This window comes from Erythrobacter crassostreae (genome assembly GCF_019204045.1).
Taxonomy (GTDB): domain Bacteria; phylum Pseudomonadota; class Alphaproteobacteria; order Sphingomonadales; family Sphingomonadaceae; genus Erythrobacter; species Erythrobacter crassostreae.
This window is the reverse complement of record NZ_JAGSPC010000001.1, coordinates 1,430,426-1,451,544: the sequence shown is the minus strand read 5'-3', so window position 1 is coordinate 1,451,544 and position 21,119 is coordinate 1,430,426. Positions and strand designations below refer to the sequence as shown.

Here is a 21,119-nt window from a genome sequence, read left to right as displayed (position 1 = left end):
GTTTAAAGCTTGTGCACAGAAAGGCGGGGATGATCGAAAAGAACTATTTTAATTCTTTTATTTCAGTGCCTTCTGGGCTGATGAAGCGGAACGTGTCAACGCCCTGTTGCTTAAGCGCGTTGATCAGCTCACTGGCCGCCCGGCGCGAGTCCACTGGCCCCGCAAGCAAACGGGTGGCCTGCCCCCATGGTGTAACATGTGGCTTGAAATCATCGAGCAAGCCGGGCGCTTTGCGCGTAAAGCGCCGCCAATCAAACTTCAGCGCGGAGACATCGCGCCCTGTGGCGAGCTGCACCCAAATCCGGCTTGGATGATCGGGTTTGGCGGGCTCCTCTGCCTCTACCTTCGCAGCACCCTCACGACGGATTTCGATTGCGGCCAGATCGACAGCATCACCGCTTTTGCTCGCTGTAGGCAGAGACGCACTTCCAAGATCTGCGAAAGCATCGGCTACGCTTGCCGGTTGCTGAGCGGAAGGCGCTGTCGAGGCTTCTACCGGTGAGGCAGCGGCCGGTAGTATCTCAGCGGGCGCGACAGTTGCCAAATCAAAACCTGGCTCAGGCGCCGGAGCCGCAGCCACCGAAACAGTCTCTGCAGCTTCACCGAGCGGCGCACCTGCCGGTTCAAGCTTGCTATCAGCAGCCTGCGCAATTGCGGCATCGCTGTTGCTTGAACCGTTCTTGTAAGCAGCAATGCGGGGGTCTTCGCGGCCAATATCGGCGGCTTGCGGGAAGATTCCCAGATTGGCGGCCGCTGCTTGCTGCGCCTTTGTTAGACGCGGCATAAACTCGAGATATGGATTGATCCGCCCGGCCAAATCGCGCGGCATGACAGCATCGACAATCGCAGCTGCGCGATCCTGCTCACCCATAATCGCCAATCCAAATGCGCGAGTGCGAAAAGATGCAAAGTCGCGGCGATCGAGCATCGGCCGGAGTGTATCCTCAAACCCGGCGCGGTTGCCCGAGATTGCATAACTAATCGCAAGGCGGCGTTTGGCTTCGTTGTCATCCGGCTGTAGCGCGACCGCTTGTCGGTGCGCCGATTGCGCACTGGCGTTGTCGCCCACCATATCGAATGCGAGGGCGCGGTCGCTTAGAAGGTCGCTCGCATTTGCGCCTGCACTCTGTGCTGCGGCGTATAGCGGCAAGGCATCCGCAGGTCGGCCCGAGTTTAGGACTACTCGCGCCATGCCAAGCTTTGTGCGGGCATCATTGGGAGCGAGGTTATTCGCACGGCGGTAAAAGCCTATTGCCGCATCCAGATCGCCAACTTTCGCCGAAGCTTCACCAGCCTCAAGCAAAGCCGCTACGTTGTCTGGCCGCTTTGCAAGGCGCAGCAATGCACGATTCAATCGCTGCACATCTTTGGAAGGAAGCGCTTGAACCACCTCTCGCGAAGTGGATTGTTGCGCCGCTGCCGGAGCAGCAATCAAGATTGGTAGAGTGCCGGTGGCCAGCGCAAGAGCGTGCAGGAAGTTGGTAAAGGTGCTCGTCATCACGTTGTCAGCTAATCAATCCTCGCTCGTCGAATAGCCCCACTGATGTGAACGCAGGGCGAATAGCCTTACGTTCAAGTCGAACCGAGACCGAGGTCGGGCGGGAGGCTCAATGCCTGCCCGCCGCACATTCAATTACTGGTTGTTTTGACGACCCAAGAAACGCGGGATGCTGAGCGCGGGCGCATCGTCGCCATCTTTATCTTCATCGTCGCTCTCGCTATCGCCATCATCTGAGCCGGAACGCGACAGATTCGCCATGCGTTCAAACAATGTACTTCCGCCGCCGGAAGCAGCGCCATCGGAACTCGAACCTGCTTCTGCACCGCCATCAGCGGCTTCACCGCCACTGGCACCGCCAAGCAATCCGCGTCGACGGCCGCCCCCTAGGCGCGCTTCGACCGGCTTGTCTTCGTCAGCGAGACGGTCGGCATCGGCAAGAACATCGTCTCCGGCTTCAGTGCCTTCGCCCTCAGACAATTCACCTGTCAGATCGAGCGTGCCTTCTTCGCTGGCAAAGCCATCATCATCGGCAACGCCGTAATGGCTGTCATCAGCCGGATCAGCCAGTTCAGCATCTTCTGCGCTGGCGAGGTCATAAGGTTCTTCTTCGACATCTCGCAGGCCAGCGAGCGGATCAACGATGCCGTCAACGTCATCCCCTGTCTCACCCATATCGTCACCCGCCTGCATACCGCTCAGGTCGAACGGTTCAGCTTCATTGGCGGCTTCAGGCTCTTCTTCGGGCTCAAGCTCTGGTTCGGCTTCGAATTCCGGCATGTCTGGTGCTGTTAGCGTCAGCGGCTCTTGTTCTTCGACTTCTTCAGTGGCCGGTTCTTCTGCGGCGAGATTGTCTTCAGGAAGCTCAAGCACAGGCCGTTTTGGCGCGCGGGAACTGGAAAGCGAAACCGGCGTGGAATGCTCGGCATGTCCAATCGCGCCGGGCTCAATACCGGTTGCGACCACAGAAACGCGGATCTTGCCGTCGAGGTCGGCATTGAACGCGCTACCCCAGATGATGTTTGCATCTTCATCAACCAGTTCGCGAATATGATTTGCAGCCTCATCGACTTCGAGAAGCTTCATATCTTCGCCGCCGATGATCGAAATGATGACGCCTTTGGCGCCCTGCATGCTCACACCGTCAAGAAGCGGGTTGGCAATCGCCTGTTCCGCTGCATCGAGCGCGCGTGTTTCGCCTTCACCCTCGCCCGTGCCCATCATGGCTTTGCCCATCTCGCTCATCACTGAACGGACATCCGCAAAATCCAGATTGATAAGGCCTGGCATGACCATAAGATCGGTAATCGAGCGAACGCCCTGTTGCAGCACTTCATCCGCAAGCTCGAACGCTTCCTTAAATGTGGTCTCCGCCTTCGCAACTAGGAACAAGTTCTGGTTGGGAATTACGATAAGCGTATCAACATGCTCCTGAAGCTCGGCAATGCCCGCTTCTGCAGCACGCATCCGGCGAGTTCCTTCGAACAAGAATGGCTTCGTCACAACACCAACAGTCAACACGCCTCTGCGGCGAGCAGCCTCAGCGATGACGGGCGCCGCACCAGTGCCGGTGCCCCCGCCCATGCCCGCTGCAATGAAGACCATGTTCACGCCTTCCAGCGCTTCTTCGACTTCGGCCACGGTTTCTTCGGCTGCTGCCTTACCCACTTCGGGCCGGGCGCCTGCCCCCAAACCGCCAGTAATATCTGGACCAAGCTGAATGCGTTTTTCTGCTGGGCTGCTGCTCAATGCCTGTGCATCGGTGTTCGCAACGATGAACTCGACGCCTTCAATTTCCGAGGCGATCATGTTGGCAATCGCATTGCCACCCGCGCCGCCAATCCCGACAACGGTGATGCGTGGACGAAGATCGTCAGTGACTGCAGGTCCGATATTGATGCTCATTTTACTTTTCCTCTAAGCAGACGGGGCGTCCCTGTTCTATTTGCCGCCTGGTCTTGCTTTTTGCTCAACTCGCTTGTGACACATACGATAGAAGCCCGTTATACCGCAGAATTCCTTATCCACAGTGGCTTATTAACCCTCATACACCACGCAGCGTCGCGTTAAAATTCAATCCTGATCAGAAATACTCTTTCAACGCTCGAAACAAGCGCGTGAAACCAACGGTTCCGACCTTACCTGTGTTGCCACCATGGACCTCTCGATGGCGCGCTCCGATCGCGCGAATGTCGATCGGATCATCAGCCGCATAGAGACACAATCCGGCCAGCGTCGCAAAGCCCGGTGTCGAATGCGCCTCTGGCAATCCGGTGAGTGATGGCGCACGTCCGACGCGCACCGGCATACCGAGTGCGCTTTGCGTAAATTCTGCCAGTCCCGCGAGCTCGGCGCCGCCACCGGTCAAAACGACTTGACCCGCTCGAGATCCAGAAAAGCCCATATCCTTCAGTGATTTGCCAATCTCTCGTGTGAGCAGCGAAAGTTGCTGAGTCACGACGGAGACGAGTTCAGCGCGCGGGATACGGTTTTTCTCATCGGCTCCGCGTGCAACGGGGCCAGAAGCTTCCTCATCCCAGCCGTCATTTGGCCCGTTTACCGGTATCATTTCACGGTGATCCGAAGGGCTCGCAATTGCCGATCCGGATACGCATTTCAGACGCTCGGCCTGAAACCTTCTGATGCCGAATGCACTCGCAATCGCATCAGTAATATCGCCCGAACCCATCGCGATCGCGCGCAGCCCCAAAAGCATGCCGCCAGCGAAAACGGAAACATTTGTAACATCGGAGCCGATCTCGACCAAAGCGACGCCAAGTTCGCGTTCTTCCATCGAAAGACACGCATATCCTGACGCAAGCGGGGCCGCGACGACACTTTCAACTTCGAGGTGGGCGCTTTGAACGGCTTCCATGAGATTTCGGACCGGAGCTCCATCGGCCAGCATCACATGCACATCTACACCCAGCCGTTCAGCATGGAGATTGCGCGGATTGGCAACGCCATGCGCTCCATCAAGCGTATAGTGCGCCGGTTGCGCGTGCAGTACGGTGCGGCCATCTGGCTGGATCATATCGCGTGCGGCGACAAGCAAATGTTCGACATCGTCTTCTTCGATCCGCCGTCCGCCGATTTCTATTTCAACCTTGGAAACGCGGCTTTTCAAACCGGCTCCCGCACAGGCGATCCAGACGCTTTGCACGCTTTGGCCAGCATTCTTTTCTGCTCGCTCCACCGCGTCGCGAATTGCGTACGTGGCCGCTTTCATATCAGTGACGTAGCCGCGCTTGATCCCCTGGCTGGCACGGTGACCGGAACCAAGAACGATCAGATCACCCGTCTCCGTCTCCCCCATAATCATCGCGGAAATGCGGAACGAGCCGATATTGACCGCGCCAAACACTTTAGCGAGGCGCGCCCGCGATACGGGTGCTTTGGATTTGTTCGCGCCGCTCATTGCCCATTCCCCGCAAGAAGAACGTCTTCCGAACGCCCCGGCACGCGCATGTAAATACGCGGCGGATCACGCATGTCGAAGTTCGCGACTTTACCGCCGAGCAAACGGTTCTGCCCGTCCATCCGCGCAAACTTGACCAGTGCCGATGCTGCTTCGTCTTCACCTTCAGGCAGCGCAAGCACTTGATCGGTTGTGAAAGTCACATTCCAACGGCGGTTGCCAATCCATTCGGCGCCGGCAACTTGCGGTTGAAGCGCCGGTGCTGCAGCAAGCAGGCGATCAAGGTTGCCGACCTGCTTTGCAGAACCGGGTCCGGATATACGCAGTTGACCTTCCACCTTGTCAGCCGCCACCGGAGCAAGTTCGTGGCCTTCAGCATCAATCAGCACCAGCCTGTCCGGCTTCTCAAGAACCGCATGCGGTTCGCGTTCGACAATATCAATCGCAAGTGTGTCTGGCAGTTGCACAGAAACCCGCGCATCGGCGACCCATGAAAGTTCGAGCAGATCAGCGCGCAATTGCTCAATATCAACCTGTGGCATAGGTTGGTCACGGCGAGCGAGCGCGCGGGCATAGACCTCGCGTTCGTCCATCCGGTCGGTTCCGGTTACGCGGACCTGCTTGACCTCAAAACCGGCATTAGCAGCCACCTGCGCGACTTGCGCCTGCGCCATTGCTGGAACCCCTGCAAGATTTGCAATGACCCATGCCAAAGCCACCGCTCCGCCAATAATAATCGCGAGCCAGATGCGGCTCCATTGCTCTTCCGTGAAAGGCAAGATGCCCATCGCGCTATCGAGAATACCCGTGGTCTTTGCCTTGGCGCGGTGGGCACCGGCTGCGCGGCTCTGTGATTTGGCTACGCGGCGAACACCTTTCCCGCTCGAACGCTTGATTTTAGCCATCGGCGCCCTCCGTATGGTTTGAATTGTGGACGCGGATCGCCTCACGAACGATCATGTCGCACAATTCTGGATAATCAATTCCCGCATGGCGGGCTTGTTCAGGCACCAGGCTGAGGGGTGTCATGCCGGGCTGGGTGTTGGTTTCGAGCACAAACAGGCCTTCTTCGCCCAACTCATCGTCCCAGCGGTAATCGGTACGGCTCGTACCGTGGCAGCCGAGTACTTTGTGCGCGCGGATTGCATAGTCCTCACAAAGCGCTGCAATTTCTGGCGGGATTTCCGCAGGACAGACATGCTGCGTCCGCCCCTCAGTGTATTTGTGTTCGTAATCGTAAAAGCCGGTTTCGATAATCAGCTCGGTCACGCCAAGGGCACGGGGGCCATCCGGTCCACCTATCACGGCAGTGGTTAGCTCGCGGCCTTTGATAAACGGCTCGGCGAGCAGTTCTTCAAATTCCTGCCACGGCCCCGCTGCGCTGCGCGCAATCGGATTGCCAACATTGCTATCCTCGGTGACAATAGCGACACCGACGGAAGAGCCTTCATTGACTGGCTTCAGCACATATGGACGCGGCAATGGATCGCGCTCAAACAGCTCTGCGGATGCAACAATACGCCCGCCGGGCATCGGAATGCCATGCGGCACGAGTGCCTGTTTTGTCAGTTGCTTATCAATCGCAATGACGGAAGTCGCGACACCGGAATGGGTGTAGGGAATTCCCATCAGGTCAAGCATGCCCTGAACCGTGCCATCTTCACCGGGAACACCGTGCAGCGCATTGAAAACAACATCAGGTGCGGCTTCTGCGATCTTCATCGCGACATCGCGGCCCATATCGATTTCAGTGACCGTGTGTCCCTTGCTTTCCAACGCATCGGCAACACCCGCGCCGCTCATCAAAGAGACTTCGCGTTCGTTTGCCCAGCCGCCCATAAGCACCGCAATATGCAGGGTATCACTCATGGCCGCCCCACTCGTTGAATTTCCCACTCCAGCGTAACGCCCGATTGTTTGTAGACCCGCTCGCGCACTTCTTCGCCTAGGGCCTCGATATCGGCGCTGGTTGCATTGCCTGTGTTGATGAGGAAGTTGGTGTGTTTCTCACTCACTTGCGCGCCGCCCATTTGGAAGCCGCGGCAGCCCGCTTCATCGACCAACTGCCAAGCCTTGCCGCCGTCAGGATTCTTAAATGTAGATCCGCCGGTCTTGGTACGCAGCGGCTGCGATTCTTCTCGTGCTTTCGCGATCCGGTCCATTTCTTCGCCGATATCCCTTGGATCACCCGGCGTGCCATTAAACCGCGCCGAGACCACAACCGCGCTCTCTGGCAAAGCAGAGTGGCGATAGGTGTATTGCAGGTCCGCAACCGGCAGTTTGACCAGTTCGCCATCTGGCATGATCACATCGCAATCGATCAGGATATCAGCGACCTCACGGCCGTAAGCGCCGCCATTCATGCGCACAAAGCCGCCGACAGTGCCCGGAATACCCCGCAGAAATTCCATTCCAGCGATACCGGCATCGCGCGCTTTGGATGCAGCCAAAATTCCCGGAGCGCCCCCTCCGCAAGTCACTTCAAGCTCACCGGTCACTTCGACACCAGCAAAAGGCTTGCCCAATCGGACGACCACACCCGGAACCCCGCCATCTCGGATGATCAGGTTGGACCCTAGACCAAGCGCCATCACCGGCGTTGTCCCGCCGAGGCATTCCATAAACAGCTTCAGATCGTCCAGATCAGCAGGCTCGAACAACCAGTCAGCTTGTCCGCCGGTCTTGAACCAAACGAGCTTCGCGAGCGGTGCCTTACACGTCAGATCACCGCGAATATTGTCCAATGGGACAGGAGCAGTCATCGTCCCTTCGACCGCGCAGGTAGGGGCGGAGCCATCGTCTCGATCAAGCCAGTCGTCGGGTTGAACCATATCGCTCATGCAACCCGCTTTGATTCAATCGCTGTCGCAAGGCCAGCAGCCCAGCGTGTGATATCCCCCGCGCCGAGGCAGACGATGATATCGCCGGGCATGATTTCCTCAGCAAGCACGGTTGCGAGTTCATCTTCATCGGCAATCGTGGAGGCAGCACGGTGCCCGCGTGATTTGAGACCGGCGACTAATCCTGCCGCATCAGCGCCTTCGATCGGGTCTTCGCCAGCTTCGTAGACCGGCGTCACATATACAATGTCTGCATCGTTAAAACAGGTCTGAAAATCTTCCATCAGATCATTAAGGCGCGTGTAGCGATGCGGCTGGGCGACAGCGATCACCCGGCCTTTGGGCACGGCCTCACGGGCTGCTCCAAGCACAGCGCGGATTTCAACCGGGTGGTGCGCGTAATCATCGACAACGCTCACACCGGTTCCCTCGACATCGATCGTGCCGACCTTGGTAAAGCGGCGGCGAACGCCGCTGAAGCCGCCGAAGCCGTTTTTGATTACATCATCTTCGCAGCCCATCTCGATAGAGACGGCGACGGCGGCAAGCGCGTTTTGCACGTTGTGACGGCCCGGCATCGGCAAATGCACGCCTTCGATGCGGCGGTCTTCCTCTCCGCGCTGACGCACGATCACGTCAAAGGTATTCCCGCCTTCATTCGGACGAATATTCACCCCGCAAATATCGGCCTGAAGCGAGAAACCATAGGTCACTACTTTGCGATCGCGCACATTCCCGATCACGGCCTGAACTTCTGGATGGTCAACGCACAGGATCGCAGCGCCGTAGAACGGCACGTTGTGAATGAATTCGACAAACGCTTTCTTCACGCCGTCAAAATCGCCGTAATGATCGAGGTGTTCGGGATCGATATTGGTCACGACCGCAATCGTGCCGTCTAGCCGTAGAAAGCTTCCATCACTTTCATCCGCCTCAACAACCATCCAGTCGCTATCACCTAGGCGCGCGTTGGAGCCGTATTGTTCAATAATGCCGCCATTGATGACGGTCGGATCGACATTGCCGGCATCCAGCAGTGCAGCGATCATACTGGTGGTCGTCGTCTTGCCGTGCGTTCCAGCCACGGCGACGGTGGATTTCAGTCGCATCAATTCAGCCAGCATCTCTGCGCGGCGCACGACAGGTATCCGATTTTCAAGCGCATAGGCGACTTCAGGGTTCGTTCTGCGCACAGCTGTTGAGGTGACGACGACGGCCGCGCCTTCAACATTCTCGGCCACCTGACCGATGGCGATTTTTACGCCGCGCGAACGGAGCCGCTCAACCACGGGGCTTTCTTTGATATCGCTGCCTTGGACCGTGTATCCAAGGTTCGCCATAACCTCCGCGATACCGGACATGCCGATGCCGCCAATGCCGACGAAATGGATCGTCCCAATATCCGTACCAACACCCTTCACGCAGCAACATCCTTTGCGGTGTCGCGGGTGGCAGGCTGGGCCTTGGTCGCCACTTTGGCGGCACGGGGATTGGTTTCGCCAACCCGCACCACGTCCATCAAATCAATTCCCGCCATGCTCTCGACCAGATCAGCGAGGTCTTTCGCCGCATCAGGATAGCCGCAATTCCACGCACCATGCGCCGCATTGGCAAGGCTGGAGGGGTTCTGCGCCATTGCCTGAATTTGCTTGGCAAGCTCCTTGGGAGTGAAGCCGCTCTGCCGGATCATACGCGCGCCGCCCGCCTTCACCACATCGCGGGTATTCACCGCTTGATGATCATCGGTTGCTATCGGCAGTGGAACGAGAATTCCGGGACGTCCCACGGCGGTCAGTTCGGCAATGGTCGAAGCGCCCGCTCGTCCGATGAACAAATGCGTATCGGCAAGCCGTTCGTGCATATCCTCAAAATACGTGCCGAGCTCAGCGGCAATATCATGGTTGACGTAACGCTCACGGACACGGTCGACATCTTCGCTGCGGCATTGCTGGGTCACTTGCAAGCGTTGACGCAAGCCATCGGGCAGCATCGACAAACCGTCGGGCACAACATCGGACAGGACGCTCGCGCCCTGACTCCCGCCAGTTACAAGGACCCGCAAAATGCCATCGTCGGTGAACGGCGGAAATTCTTCGTCACGCAGAGCAAGCACTTCTGCACGGACCGGATTGCCGACCAGATGCGTCTTCGGAGCGAACTTTGGCTTCAGCCTTTCAACGGTTGAATAGGACGTCGCGATTGCCTCAACCCGGCTTGCAAGCAGGCGGTTGACACGTCCCAACACAGCATTCTGTTCATGCACAATGCTCGGAACTTTGGCCGATGTCGCGGCGAGCAAGGCGGGTAACGCAGGGTAACCGCCAAAGCCGACAACAGCGCTCGGTTCGAAACTTTCAAACAAGCGGAGCGCCATATTGCGACCTTCCAATACCGCGCGGATGCCGCCAATCCAGTTGAGCGGGTTCTTTCCAAACCGACCCGCGGGCAAGACGTGGGCGGTCAGACTGTCCGGCTTGCCGGGAATATTCGCGCCGCGATCATCGGTGATAAGCGCCACGTGGTGTCCGCGCGCTTCCAATTCAGTCGCAAGCGCGAATGCCGGGATCAGATGCCCACCCGTGCCCCCTGCCGCGAGGACAAAATGCCGACTTGCGCCGCTTGGCACTGTCTGCGGTGTCTCGCTGTTCATGCGCGTTCCTCCCTGTGGCCGTTTTTGGGCCGCTCGAATAGGTTCTTCAAACCGCTGCTCTCACGCTCAAGGAACGGATTGCGGCGCGTAATGGCAAGCAGCAGCCCAACCGTGAAACACACTGCCAGTGTGGATGATCCGCCATAGCTGATCAGCGGAAGTGTCATCCCTTTTGACGGGAACAGCTGTAAATTCACCAGGATATTGATGAATGCCTGACCACCGATCTGGGTGACGAGACCCGCCCCTGCAAGCAAGGCGAACAGATTTTCCTCATCAACCAAGCGCATCAATGCCTTACCGATAATACCGAAATAGACGAGCACAATGAGCCCGCACATTAACAACCCGAACTCCTCGCCAATGACGGAGAAGATATAGTCAGTGTGCGGTTCGGGCAGGTTCATTTTCCGTATGCCGAGCCACAAGCCGCTGCCGGTCCACCCTCCGGCCAGCAGAGTGCGCTGCGCAAGATCAACCTGATCGAACGCAGTACCACCGCCAAGGAAGGAATCGATCCGGTAGCGCGCATTGTCATAGAGGAAATAGGTCGCGGTCAGGCCGACCAGCCCGACCCCGATCAAGGCGCTAATCCGCTGGATCGAGACGCCGGCAAGCAAGACCAGAACGAACCAAACGCCGCCAAAAAGGATGGTCGCACCAAGGTTTGGCTGCAACATCAGAAGGCCTGCGATCAGCGCCATGATAGCCGTAACAACGGTGAGCACAGGCAGGTTCTGATCGCGCAATTTCATGCTTAGTATCCATGCAAGCGCGACCGCAAAGCCAGGCTTGAGAAACTCAGACGGTTGAACCGACATACCGAATTCTAGCCAACGCCGAGCGCCGTTCTTCTCGACACCTATTATCGGGACGAGAAACAACAGAAAGAGGAACCCTACAAAAACAAGAATACCGAGTCTTCTGGCCGTCTCGCGGTCCATGAATGATACGAAGATCATGCCGCCAATGCCCATCACCTGAAACATGATGTGCTGGCGAAGGTAGTGAAATTCACCGACTTCGATCCCGCGCCGGGAGAGCTGCTCAGCGGCGGCTGGTGCGGCGGCGGCGACGGCCACGGTGCCTAGCGCCATGACGAGCAGAATTAGGAACAGCAGCCATTTGTCGATCTCCCGCCACCATATTCGTACATGCTCACTTAGTCTGCGATTGGTTGGCACCGGAGCGTGGAACGTCCGGTCTCCGCGCGGCGCAGCGATGGTCCCATTGCCGCTCATGTTGCAAGATCCGCTTCGTTGATGGCAGGCGCACAATCACCGAATTCAGCGATCACACCGACCAATGACCGGAAATGCTCGCCGCGCTTTTCATAGTCGCGGAACTGATCAAAGCTCGCGCAGGCGGGAGAGAACAGCACTACATCGCCAGCCATGGCGGCTTTGCGGGCGCGGCCAACTGCTTCGCTGACAAGCTCACACTTTTCGACGCGCGGAATGCGGCCCTCCAGCAGCTCGGCAAAACGCGGCCCGGCTTCGCCAACCGTATAAGCCGCTGCGACATTACCAAGCATGGCCTCGCATTCTCCCAGCCCATCTTCTTTCGCAAGACCGCCGACAATCCAGTGAACACGGGGGCTACCGCCACGAATGGCTTTAGCTGGCGGGAATGCAGCCAAAGCAGGCGCTGTGGACGCAGGGTTGGTTGCCTTGCTGTCATTGATGAAAATGACGCCAGCTTCCTCACAAATTTGCTCCATCCGGTGGGGAAGGTTGCGAAAGCGCGGCAAGGAATGGCGCCACTGCGCCTCGGTAACGCCCAACTCTTCGGCCAAGGCAACCGCAACAGCGACATTCTCCAGATTATGTGGCCCTTGGAGGCTAGGCCACTCGCTTTGCAAAGGTGCGAAGCGCGAAAGATCAGCTGGGCCGGCGCGACCTGCAGGCCGGCGGGCTTGTTCTGCGTGCATAACGGCGCCCGCAGCACCTTCGACTGATCCGAAAACCGCAAATTGTCCAGTCTTCTGCATCGCGAAGAGACGGCCTTTTGCCGATGCATAATCCTCAAAGCCATTGTAGCGGTCGAGATGATCAGGTGTGATGTTCGTTAGCGCAGCAGCATCGCAGGCCAGCGATTGAGTGAGATCAATCTGATAGCTCGACAATTCGAGAACATACGCGCCCGCGCCATTCGTGTTTGGCGACAGCGGCTCTCGCGACAGGATCGGCTCGCCGATATTACCGCCCATCACGGCAGGAAGACCCGCCATTTCCAGAATGTGATGAAGCAACGCGGTTGTGGTCGATTTGCCATTCGTGCCGGTGATGCCCACGACCTTGTGATCAGGCAGATCACCGCGCGCCAGAGCAAACAGCTCGATATCACCAATCAACGGCACGCCAAACTTCTCAGCATGCGGCTTGATCGGATGCGTATTGAGAGGGACACCGGGCGAAACGACCACACCTGCGAAGCCGTTCAGATCAAGATCAAGTGGGTCCGCGATCGCGCAACGATCCGCAAATGGCTCGCGCGAAACATCCTGCCTATCCCAAGCAGTGACTTCGGCTCCACTCGCAAGCAATGCCTCCACCGTCGCCGCACCGGAGCGCGCGAGGCCGAGGACGGCATAGCGTTTTCCGGCAAAGGCAGTGGAAGTGATCACGCGTAGCCCGTTACCTCAGCTTAAGAGTTGCAAGGCCGATAAGCGCGAGAATGATAGAAATGATCCAGAACCGGATCACTACCTTGCTCTCACTCCAGCCGAGCTGTTCAAAATGGTGGTGGATCGGGGCCATTCGGAATACGCGCTTGCCCGTCCGCTTGAACCAGAACACCTGGATGATGACCGACACCGCTTCGAGTACGAAGAGACCGCCGACGATGGCGAGTACGACTTCGTGATGGCTTGCAACCGCAATTGCTCCAAGAGCACCGCCAAGAGCGAGCGAACCGGTGTCCCCCATAAACACTGCAGCAGGCGGAGCGTTGAACCACAGGAAAGCCAAACCAGCCCCCATGATCGCCGCCGAGAATACGGCAAGTTCGCCAGCGCCTTCGACGTAAGGAATCCCGAGGTATTCGCTAAAGTCAGTCCGTCCGACGAGATAGGCTATAATGGCAAAGGTGCCTGCCGCGATGATGACCGGCATAATCGCAAGACCATCGAGCCCGTCCGTCAGGTTCACGGCATTGCCCGCCCCGACAATTACAAATGCTGCAAAGACATAATAGAGCGGCCCAAGCGGGATGCTCACATCCGAGAAAAACGGGATATAGAGATTGGTGTTGATCTGGCTGACGATCAGATAGGATGCGACACCCGCAACAGCGAATTCAGCCAGCAGCCGGATCCTGCCCGACAGACCGGCGTGGCTGTTCTTAGTCACCTTGTCATAGTCATCCAGAAACCCGATCAGTCCAAAGCCAATCGTGACAGCCAGACACGCCCAGACGAGCGGGCTTCTCAGGTCCATCCAAAGCAGCAAAGACAATACCAGCGCGACAAGGATCATCAATCCGCCCATGGTCGGGGTACCGACTTTGGCGAGGTGTGTTTGCGGCCCGTCTTCGCGGATCGGTTGGCCTTTGCCCTGACGCACGCGCAGCATGTTGATGAAGCGCGGTCCGATAATCAGACCAAGGATAAGCGCTGTCATCAACGTCGCGCCGAAACGGAACGTCTGATAGCGCACCAAATTCAGCGCGCCTTCAAAGCCAAGCCATTCCGCAAGTAGATATAGCATTCAGACCCCTCGCCCGGCGATCAAGCCGAAGCGTTCGTAAAGTGTGTCACCAGCCTGCCGAGACCGACGGAATTGGAACCCTTTACGAGGACAGCGTCGCCGTGGGTGAGACCGAACTCTTCGAGTGCCAAAATCGCTTCGGCAGGCCCTTCGCAATGGTCGAAGCTAGGGACAATGCCAAGCGGGCCAATGGAGGCTTTCCCCAACTGCCCTGCAAGAGCACGCATCTCATCGCCGACAAGGATCACGTGGTCGATTTTTGCTTCGCCGATAGGTTCTGCCAGCTGCCGGTGGAATTTCGGGCCGAAATCGCCCAATTCCATCATGCTACCCAGAACTGCGACACGGCGATGCGCCGGCGTTTGCCCAATGGCGCGCAGTGTCGCGCGCATCGAAGCAGGGTTCGCGTTGTAACTTTCATCGACGAGCAGGGCTTTGCCGCCCGGCACCGCAATGTTGAAACGCGCACCGCGCCCTTTCAAGCCGCCCATTTCTGCGAGAGCCAATCCAGCGCTGGCGAGATCGCCTCCAGCGGCGCGAACCGCCGCCATGACACCAAGCGAATTAGCAATCCAGTGTTCGCCGGGCTCAGCCACAGAATAACAAAGGCGTGTGTCGCCGAGGTCTGCTGTGACGAGCGATCCGCCATTCGCGCTGGGGATCGCATCCAGCAGGCGTACATCGGCATCCGCGCTGCGGCCGAACGTGACCACATTCACGCCAAGCTTCCGGGCGTGCTCGACTATGCGAGGTGTGTATTCGCTATCCGCTGGAATGACGGCGGTCCCGCCCTTTGCAAGGCCGGTGAATATCTGTGCTTTTTCGTCAGCAATCGCTTCCATCGAACCAAGGTTCTCGATGTGAGCGGGCGCGATTGTGGTGATGACCGCGACGTTCGGGCGAACATGATCGGCCAGCGGCGCGATTTCGCCCGCGTGGTTCATGCCCATTTCGAACACGCCGTACTCTGCGCGTGCTGGAAGTCGAGCGAGGCTCAAGGGAACGCCGACATGATTGTTGTAACTGCGAACCGAGCGATGCGCTGAGCCGCGACTTGCGCGGTCGAGGCTGTTGAAGATCGCTTCTTTGACGCCGGTTTTGCCGACAGAACCAGTCACAGCGATCCGGACGCCTTGGCAACGACTACGCCCCGCGTGAGCCAGATCAATAAGCGCCTGCGTGGTGTCTTTGACGAGCACATGCGGGAAATCGACCGGACGATCGACGATTGCTGCAACAGCGCCTTTAGAGAAGGCTGCGGCGATGAACTTGTGCCCATCCATCGCTTCGCCCTTTAGAGCGATAAACAAATCGCCGGGGCACACATCGCGGGAGTCCATCTCGATACCAGATGCCTGAAACGCGTGACTTGCTACACCGTCCGTCGCGTCGGCAATCTCGGCCGAGTTCCAAAGCGTGAGCGGCAAATTGTCGCGCGGATTGGCCGGCCATGCGCGAAGCATTGCGTGGACGGCGCTCATGCCACCATCTCCGCCGCGCATTCGCGTGCGACCTGTACGTCGTTAAACGGCAATACCCGCATAGTGTCCCCTGACCCGATTATCTGGCCCTCTTCGTGGCCCTTGCCTGCGATTAGAATGATGTCGTGCGCCCCGCTGTCGGCGATGGCGGCTGCGATTGCTTCGCGCCTGCCGCCCACTTCGCTGGCATTTGCATCTGCACCAGACAGAATTTCTGCGCGGATGTTGGACGCATCTTCGCCGCGCGGATTGTCGTCAGTTACGATCACCGCGTCGGCGTGTTTTGAAGCGGCTGCGCCCATTGGCGCGCGCTTGCCCGTATCCCGGTCTCCGCCTGCGCCGAAGACCACAATCAGCTTGCCGCCTTTCGCTTCATCAACATGAGGTCCCAGCGCGATAATCGCGGCTTCCAAAGCGTCCGGCGTGTGGGCGTAATCGATATAGACAGGTGCACCGCTCGCGGTGATCACCGCACGTTCAAGCCTTCCGCGAACGGGCTGCAAACGGCCAATCGCATCAAAGACTTGCAATCTGTCAGAGCCGGTGGCCATCGCAAGCGCGGCGGATACCAACGCGTTAGCGGTTTGATAGGCTCCAATAAGCGGCAGTTTCACCGTCCGCGTTTCGCCGTCATGCTCAATCGTCAGTGTTTGACCAAGCTGGCTGGCCTCGCGGGCGGCAAGACGGAGGAACTCGCCTTGCTCGCCCACTGTGAGCACGCGCAAGCCGCGCTTTTCAGCGTGCTCGATGGCGCGGCGGGTCCACTCGCTAATTTCCCCGCCGGTCCATATAATTGCCGGTGCGCCATCTTCGACAACTTCGTCGAACAGGCGCATCTTTGCCGCAAAATACTCATCCATCGTCCCGTGATAGTCGAGATGGTCGCGGCTGAAATTCGTGAAAGCACCTGCGCTGACGCGCAGCCCTTCATTGCGGAATTGCGATAGGCCGTGGCTGGATGCTTCGTAGGCGACATGCGTCACACCTTCGCGCGCCAGGCCGCTCATGTTGGAGAGGAACGTGACGATGTCAGGCGTGGTGAGGCCAGTCGAAACGCTGCCATCTGGCGTTGTGACACCAAGAGTTCCGATACTGGCAGCGCGTTCGCCGCACATACGCCAGATTTGGCGGGTCATCTCGGCGGTAGAGGTTTTGCCGTTGGTGCCTGTCACCGCGATGACAGTTTGCGGTACCGGCGTGAAGAATTCCGCGGCCAGATTTGCGAATGTCTGACGCGGTTCGTCACTCGCGATATGCAGCGCACCATCGACTCCCGCCTCACCGCGCGCGACGATTGCAACCGCGCCAGCTTCAATAGCAGCAGGAATGAAATCTTCGGCGTTAAACTTTGCGCCCTGAAACGCGCCGAAGACTGTCCCCGGTGCGATTTTACGGTGATCAATGGCAAAGCCGGTAACGCTGGCGTCACCGGCTTCGACGCCGGAGATACCGGCACGCTGGATCAGGTCGGCGAGCTTCATTTGCGACCCTCGACCAGATAACGCAGATCGGAAATGTCGACATCGCGGTTAGCATCCGGACGCACGCCGAGCATCGGCCCGATGCGGGGGACAAGCCGCCCAACGACAGGAGCCGCGTTAAACGCTGCAGTCCGCTGGAAAGAGCTTGCGCGAGTTCCACGCGGCTCATCAATCATCGTTACGATGACATAGCGTGGGCGATCCATCGGGAATGCGGCTGCGAAGGTCGAGATGATCTTACGCTCGCTGTATCCGCCGCGCGCATTCGGTTTTTCCGCCGAGCCGGTTTTACCGCCGACACGGAAACCCGGCGCATTTGCACTGCGCCCTGTCCCGTAGATAGAAATCATCCGCAGCATTTGACGCATACGGGCCGAAGTGGACGCCTTAAAAACACGTTTGCCGCGCGGCACATCTTCCGGTGCGAGCTTATGCAGTGTCGATGGGCGCCAGATGCCGCCATTCACCATCGCAGCATAGGCGTTGGCGAGATGCAGCGGTGTTACAGCCAGCGAGTGACCATAGCCGATCACCATATTGGTGTGGCGATTGCTAGGGTCTTGGGGCCATAGCGGTTTGCCCTTGGCAGGCAGCTCAATGAAGGGGCGTTTATCCATCCGCAGATCAACCAGCATTTGCTGAAGGCGGTCGGAGCCCATTTCGTCCGCGATCCGCGCGGTCACTGTGTTCGATGAATAGACAAGCGCCTGAGGCACATTCAACGTGCTGCCCTTGGGCTTCAAATCCTGAATGGTGCGTGTGCCAACTTCGACCGGCCTTGCGTTCCAAGCCTTCGACAGGTTGCGAACCACCCCGGCATCAATCGCCGCGGCGACCGTAAGCGGTTTAAACGTTGAGCCAAGCTCGTAAACGCCGTTTGTCGCGCGGTTAAACACGTTGGGCGCGCCATCGGCGCCGACGATATTGGGGTCAAATTCCGGCAGAGAGGCTAACGCCAATACTTCGCCAGTATCCACATCCAACACAACGCCCGCAGCGCCAATCGCATTGGTCGCCAGCATGCCGCGATTGAGTTCGTCTTCGAGAGCGCCCTGAACCCGCACGTCAATCGACAATGGAACCGGTTCACCGCGAAGATCAGGGTCTGAAAGGCGCTTTTCTAGCACCTGCTCCATGCCAAGCTGCCCGCCTTGCTGCTCTACAACATAGCCCAAGATATGCGCGCCCAACCTCCCTTGAGGATAGTGACGATCGGTTTCCTGCGGGAATTGCAGAGCGATTTCACCAAGGTCGAATACTTGGTTCGCATCTTCGGGAAGCACGCGGCGGCGCAGGTAACCCGCACGGCCCGTTGCGAGACGTTCGGCAGTCTTGGCCTCGTCCATATCCGGAAAAATGCTCTTGAGCTGCGCCGCAACCTCGTTCGGCGCTGCAACGAGTGGCGCACCGCCGTCACCCATAGCATCGGGATCATACCAAAGCGCGTAAGCAGGGAAGGCACGGGCCAATGGAGCGCCATTGCGATCAGTAATCTCTCCGCGCGGTGGCAGCAATTGATCGGCAAGGCTCGACTGACTTGGCGCATGACCTGCAAAGCCCAACCAAACAATCCGAATGATTGCAACAAAGGCGACAATCGCAAAAACCGCAGCGATCAGCAAGACACGCATACGCGCTGTCAGAACTGACTGGAACCGCAATTGCACCAATTGAACGCGGCCAGCGGGGATGGCCGGTCCAGTGGCGGCGCCTTCGCCAGCAGGCTTTAATTCGGGTTCAAGGAACGCGTTTGAGCCAAAGTCCAGCCCCAGTTGAGGGCTAAACGCATTCATTCGCCGCCCCCGGCCATTTCTTGCGCAAATCCGGCCGCAGCTTCGCCAGTCACCGTCTGCGCGTTAGCAGCGCGGATCGGAGAGGCCTCGATCAAGAAGTCACCAAAGGCATCGGCAAATACAGCACCACCATCTGCCTCAACAGCAGCGGACGCCAGCGTGATCGCTTCGCCGCTCAATGGCGAAACCATCTCGCGCTCTTCTGACGGTGCGCTAGACGATGTTCCGGTATCAGCACGAGCAACGCGGATCGGACTTGGTGCGCCCGGGCTACGCGGCTGGCCAAGACTGGCCAATTGACGCTCGCTATCAAAATATTGATCTGCGCGCGGCGCTTTGAAACCAAAATCGACTCTGTTCCAGCTCGCCATTTGGCGCTGGTTGGCGCGTGTTTGAAACTCTGTCTCAAGCAGCTTCGTCTCACGCTTGAGCGATACGATCTTCCGCTCGGCGAGCTGCACTTCGCTATGCACCGCGTGCACGCGGAGGCTGAGCACCACAAACATGCCAACACAAATCGCAAGCAATGCCGCCCAACCGAGCGAACGCAATTGTGAATTTGTTACGATCATAATGCAGCCTCCCGTGCTGGTGCAGCCGTGCGGATCGCATGGCGCAGTGTTGATGAGCGTGAGCGCGGATTGCGCTCAACTTCGGCCTCAGATGGCCGGATCGCCTTGGAAACTTTTGCGAAAACCGGGTCCGGCCCCGCAATTTCACCAGGCAGGTGACGCGAAACGGCCCGCCCTGCTCCTGATGCCTCTTTAAAGAAGCGCTTCACGATGCGATCTTCGAGGCTGTGAAAGCTAACCACTGCAAGAACGCCGCCCTCTTTCAGCATGGCTTCCGCAGCAACGAGTCCGGCGCGAAGTTCGCCAAGTTCGTCATTCACATGGATGCGGACGGCCTGAAATGTGCGAGTTGCCGGGTCTTTTTTGTCATGCGGCTTGTGTCCGAGCGCGCGGCGAACAACGCGGGCAAGCTCGCCCGTTGTCTCAAGCGGGCGCGCAGCAACAATCGCGCGGGCGACGCGGCGTGATTGACGCTCTTCCCCGTATTCATACAGCACATCTGCAATCGCTGCTTCATCTGCGGTGTTGAGAAATTCAGCGGCACTTTCACCTGACTGACTCATGCGCATATCGAGCGGGCCATCAGTCGAAAATGCAAAGCCGCGCTCTCCCTGATCAAGCTGCATCGAAGACACGCCGATATCCATCACGACCGCATCAACCTGCTCAACGCCAATGCGCGAAAGCTCGGCGCGCATTTCAGCAAAGCGCTCTTGGTGCAGCGAAAGCCGACCATCATATTTGGCGACCATGGCAGCACCATTACGGATAGCATTCGGATCGCGATCAAACGCGAAAACGCGCGCGCCATCGTCCAGCAATGCAGCGGAATAACCACCTGCACCAAAGGTCGCGTCGACGACTGACAGTCCATCACGCGGTTTGATCGCTGCAATCACTTCTTCGAGGAGCACAGGAATATGGGGAGCGGTCATTTCTTACCGCCCTTCGCTTTGGCTTTAGCTTCCGCCTCGGCCATCAACTTTTTGCATGTAACCTGAGCGCCGCGGAAGGAGCGGTCCATCCGCGCCAGCTCTTCCGGATTCCAGATAAAGAAGAAATCGCCAGCGCCGTGGAAATAGAGGCCATCGCCGACATTGCCGAGATCACGCAGGTGATCGGGCATAACAAAACGCCCGCTATCGTCGAACGGAAGCTGCTCAAATCCAAAAAGCTGCTGGGCGCGGACATCGCGGCCCCAATCGAAATCCTTCATCTGGATCGCGCGCTCTTCTTCTTTGTCGAGTTTTGCATGGAGCTCAGGGATACGAGAGAGACCGAACCCGATCAGGCAGTCAAACCGATCATGCACGGCAAGGCAGAGCGTTTTCGCACCCTCGCCGCTTTCCTTCACCGCTTTGCGGAATGCGGGAGGCAGGACAAAGCGGCCTTTATCGCCGGAAGGCGAAAAAGCTTGGCCATTATATCCCTCAAACGCAGACACTTGCGGCGCTCCCCTAAAATCCCTGACTGGCCAAAACCCTCTCGACCAGCCTTCATCTCAAACACGCGCTTAGCCATGACTTTTCCGTCGCCGCCACCGCGCGAGCGGGAGCAGCGCGCCGACCGAAACAGGTGACGCGAGGCAAACAGCTATGTTTGATGGAAGACGGTATTATCGTTAACGCAGTGTCGAGGAAAGGGCTTTTTACGGGAAATCTAGGGATTAGTCGGGAACT

Annotated in this window: 17 protein-coding genes; all 17 read right to left on the bottom strand. The window is 58.2% G+C overall.

Going from position 1 to position 21,119, the window contains the following annotated elements; genetic code table 11:
• Window positions 1-43 precede the first annotated feature (43 nt).
• Window positions 44-1,498 carry a tetratricopeptide repeat protein gene (locus KCG46_RS07055; protein ID WP_218404566.1) on the bottom strand — a complete coding sequence of 485 codons (1,455 nt, stop codon included), beginning with the start codon at window positions 1,496-1,498 and terminating at the stop codon, window positions 44-46.
• Between the two features lie 135 nt (window positions 1,499-1,633).
• Complete coding sequence (ftsZ, locus tag KCG46_RS07050) at window positions 1,634-3,403, bottom strand: cell division protein FtsZ (RefSeq protein WP_218404565.1); 1,770 nt, start codon at window positions 3,401-3,403, stop codon at window positions 1,634-1,636.
• Window positions 3,404-3,581: 178 nt separating this feature from the next.
• Window positions 3,582-4,916 (bottom strand): cell division protein FtsA, encoded by a 1,335-nt coding sequence (gene ftsA, locus KCG46_RS07045; RefSeq protein ID WP_218404564.1) that lies wholly within the window; start codon window positions 4,914-4,916, stop codon window positions 3,582-3,584.
• Window positions 4,913-5,821 (bottom strand): cell division protein FtsQ/DivIB, encoded by a 909-nt coding sequence (locus tag KCG46_RS07040; RefSeq protein WP_218404563.1) that lies wholly within the window; start codon window positions 5,819-5,821, stop codon window positions 4,913-4,915. Before KCG46_RS07040 ends, ftsA begins: the two co-directional genes overlap by 4 nt.
• Entirely contained in the window at window positions 5,814-6,785 is a 972-nt protein-coding gene (locus tag KCG46_RS07035; RefSeq protein ID WP_218404562.1) for a D-alanine--D-alanine ligase, read from the bottom strand. The genes KCG46_RS07040 and KCG46_RS07035 overlap by 8 nt, the downstream gene beginning before the upstream one ends.
• Window positions 6,782-7,678, bottom strand: coding sequence for a UDP-N-acetylmuramate dehydrogenase (murB, locus tag KCG46_RS07030; RefSeq protein WP_218405355.1), 897 nt, complete (start codon window positions 7,676-7,678; stop codon window positions 6,782-6,784). The genes KCG46_RS07035 and murB overlap by 4 nt, the downstream gene beginning before the upstream one ends.
• A gap of 74 nt (window positions 7,679-7,752) precedes the next feature.
• The gene (murC, locus tag KCG46_RS07025; RefSeq protein WP_218404561.1) at window positions 7,753-9,177 is read right to left on the bottom strand and encodes a UDP-N-acetylmuramate--L-alanine ligase; all 1,425 of its coding nucleotides are present in this window, start codon (window positions 9,175-9,177) and stop codon (window positions 7,753-7,755) included.
• Window positions 9,174-10,406 carry an undecaprenyldiphospho-muramoylpentapeptide beta-N-acetylglucosaminyltransferase gene (gene murG, locus KCG46_RS07020; RefSeq protein ID WP_218404560.1) on the bottom strand — a complete coding sequence of 411 codons (1,233 nt, stop codon included), beginning with the start codon at window positions 10,404-10,406 and terminating at the stop codon, window positions 9,174-9,176. The genes murC and murG overlap by 4 nt, the downstream gene beginning before the upstream one ends.
• Window positions 10,403-11,647 (bottom strand): FtsW/RodA/SpoVE family cell cycle protein, encoded by a 1,245-nt coding sequence (locus KCG46_RS07015; RefSeq protein WP_218404559.1) that lies wholly within the window; start codon window positions 11,645-11,647, stop codon window positions 10,403-10,405. Before KCG46_RS07015 ends, murG begins: the two co-directional genes overlap by 4 nt.
• On the bottom strand, window positions 11,644-13,032 hold the full coding sequence (gene murD / locus KCG46_RS07010; protein ID WP_218404558.1) for a UDP-N-acetylmuramoyl-L-alanine--D-glutamate ligase: 1,389 nt from the start codon (window positions 13,030-13,032) through the stop codon (window positions 11,644-11,646). The genes KCG46_RS07015 and murD overlap by 4 nt, the downstream gene beginning before the upstream one ends.
• Window positions 13,033-13,042: 10 nt before the next feature.
• Window positions 13,043-14,113 carry a phospho-N-acetylmuramoyl-pentapeptide-transferase gene (mraY, locus tag KCG46_RS07005; RefSeq protein ID WP_218404557.1) on the bottom strand — a complete coding sequence of 357 codons (1,071 nt, stop codon included), beginning with the start codon at window positions 14,111-14,113 and terminating at the stop codon, window positions 13,043-13,045.
• Window positions 14,114-14,133: 20 nt separating this feature from the next.
• Window positions 14,134-15,594, bottom strand: a complete 1,461-nt coding sequence (locus KCG46_RS07000) for a UDP-N-acetylmuramoyl-tripeptide--D-alanyl-D-alanine ligase (protein ID WP_218404556.1) — start codon at window positions 15,592-15,594, stop codon at window positions 14,134-14,136.
• The gene (locus KCG46_RS06995) at window positions 15,591-17,075 is read right to left on the bottom strand and encodes a UDP-N-acetylmuramoyl-L-alanyl-D-glutamate--2,6-diaminopimelate ligase (protein ID WP_218404555.1); all 1,485 of its coding nucleotides are present in this window, start codon (window positions 17,073-17,075) and stop codon (window positions 15,591-15,593) included. Before KCG46_RS06995 ends, KCG46_RS07000 begins: the two co-directional genes overlap by 4 nt.
• Complete coding sequence (locus KCG46_RS06990) at window positions 17,072-18,868, bottom strand: peptidoglycan D,D-transpeptidase FtsI family protein (RefSeq protein ID WP_218404554.1); 1,797 nt, start codon at window positions 18,866-18,868, stop codon at window positions 17,072-17,074. Before KCG46_RS06990 ends, KCG46_RS06995 begins: the two co-directional genes overlap by 4 nt.
• Complete coding sequence (locus tag KCG46_RS06985) at window positions 18,865-19,440, bottom strand: hypothetical protein (RefSeq protein ID WP_218404553.1); 576 nt, start codon at window positions 19,438-19,440, stop codon at window positions 18,865-18,867. Before KCG46_RS06985 ends, KCG46_RS06990 begins: the two co-directional genes overlap by 4 nt.
• Window positions 19,437-20,375, bottom strand: coding sequence for a 16S rRNA (cytosine(1402)-N(4))-methyltransferase RsmH (gene rsmH / locus KCG46_RS06980; RefSeq protein WP_218404552.1), 939 nt, complete (start codon window positions 20,373-20,375; stop codon window positions 19,437-19,439). The genes KCG46_RS06985 and rsmH overlap by 4 nt, the downstream gene beginning before the upstream one ends.
• Window positions 20,372-20,884 (bottom strand): division/cell wall cluster transcriptional repressor MraZ, encoded by a 513-nt coding sequence (locus KCG46_RS06975; RefSeq protein ID WP_218404551.1) that lies wholly within the window; start codon window positions 20,882-20,884, stop codon window positions 20,372-20,374. Before KCG46_RS06975 ends, rsmH begins: the two co-directional genes overlap by 4 nt.
• Window positions 20,885-21,119: the final 235 nt, after the last annotated feature.

What these genes read in the sequence shown, in the direction of transcription:
- KCG46_RS07055 (WP_218404566.1), bottom strand. Translation starts at nt 1,498, where the DNA reads ATGACGAGCACCTTTACCAACTTCCTGCACGCTCTTGCGCTGGCCACC.
- ftsZ (WP_218404565.1), bottom strand. Translation starts at nt 3,403, where the DNA reads ATGAGCATCAATATCGGACCTGCAGTCACTGACGATCTTCGTCCACGC.
- ftsA (WP_218404564.1), bottom strand. Translation starts at nt 4,916, where the DNA reads ATGAGCGGCGCGAACAAATCCAAAGCACCCGTATCGCGGGCGCGCCTC.
- KCG46_RS07040 (WP_218404563.1), bottom strand. Translation starts at nt 5,821, where the DNA reads ATGGCTAAAATCAAGCGTTCGAGCGGGAAAGGTGTTCGCCGCGTAGCC.
- KCG46_RS07035 (WP_218404562.1), bottom strand. Translation starts at nt 6,785, where the DNA reads ATGAGTGATACCCTGCATATTGCGGTGCTTATGGGCGGCTGGGCAAAC.
- murB (WP_218405355.1), bottom strand. Translation starts at nt 7,678, where the DNA reads ATGACTGCTCCTGTCCCATTGGACAATATTCGCGGTGATCTGACGTGT.
- murG (WP_218404560.1), bottom strand. Translation starts at nt 10,406, where the DNA reads ATGAACAGCGAGACACCGCAGACAGTGCCAAGCGGCGCAAGTCGGCAT.
- KCG46_RS07015 (WP_218404559.1), bottom strand. Translation starts at nt 11,647, where the DNA reads ATGAGCGGCAATGGGACCATCGCTGCGCCGCGCGGAGACCGGACGTTC.
- mraY (WP_218404557.1), bottom strand. Translation starts at nt 14,113, where the DNA reads ATGCTATATCTACTTGCGGAATGGCTTGGCTTTGAAGGCGCGCTGAAT.
- KCG46_RS07000 (WP_218404556.1), bottom strand. Translation starts at nt 15,594, where the DNA reads ATGAGCGCCGTCCACGCAATGCTTCGCGCATGGCCGGCCAATCCGCGC.
- KCG46_RS06995 (WP_218404555.1), bottom strand. Translation starts at nt 17,075, where the DNA reads ATGAAGCTCGCCGACCTGATCCAGCGTGCCGGTATCTCCGGCGTCGAA.
- KCG46_RS06990 (WP_218404554.1), bottom strand. Translation starts at nt 18,868, where the DNA reads ATGAATGCGTTTAGCCCTCAACTGGGGCTGGACTTTGGCTCAAACGCG.
- KCG46_RS06985 (WP_218404553.1), bottom strand. Translation starts at nt 19,440, where the DNA reads ATGATCGTAACAAATTCACAATTGCGTTCGCTCGGTTGGGCGGCATTG.
- rsmH (WP_218404552.1), bottom strand. Translation starts at nt 20,375, where the DNA reads ATGACCGCTCCCCATATTCCTGTGCTCCTCGAAGAAGTGATTGCAGCG.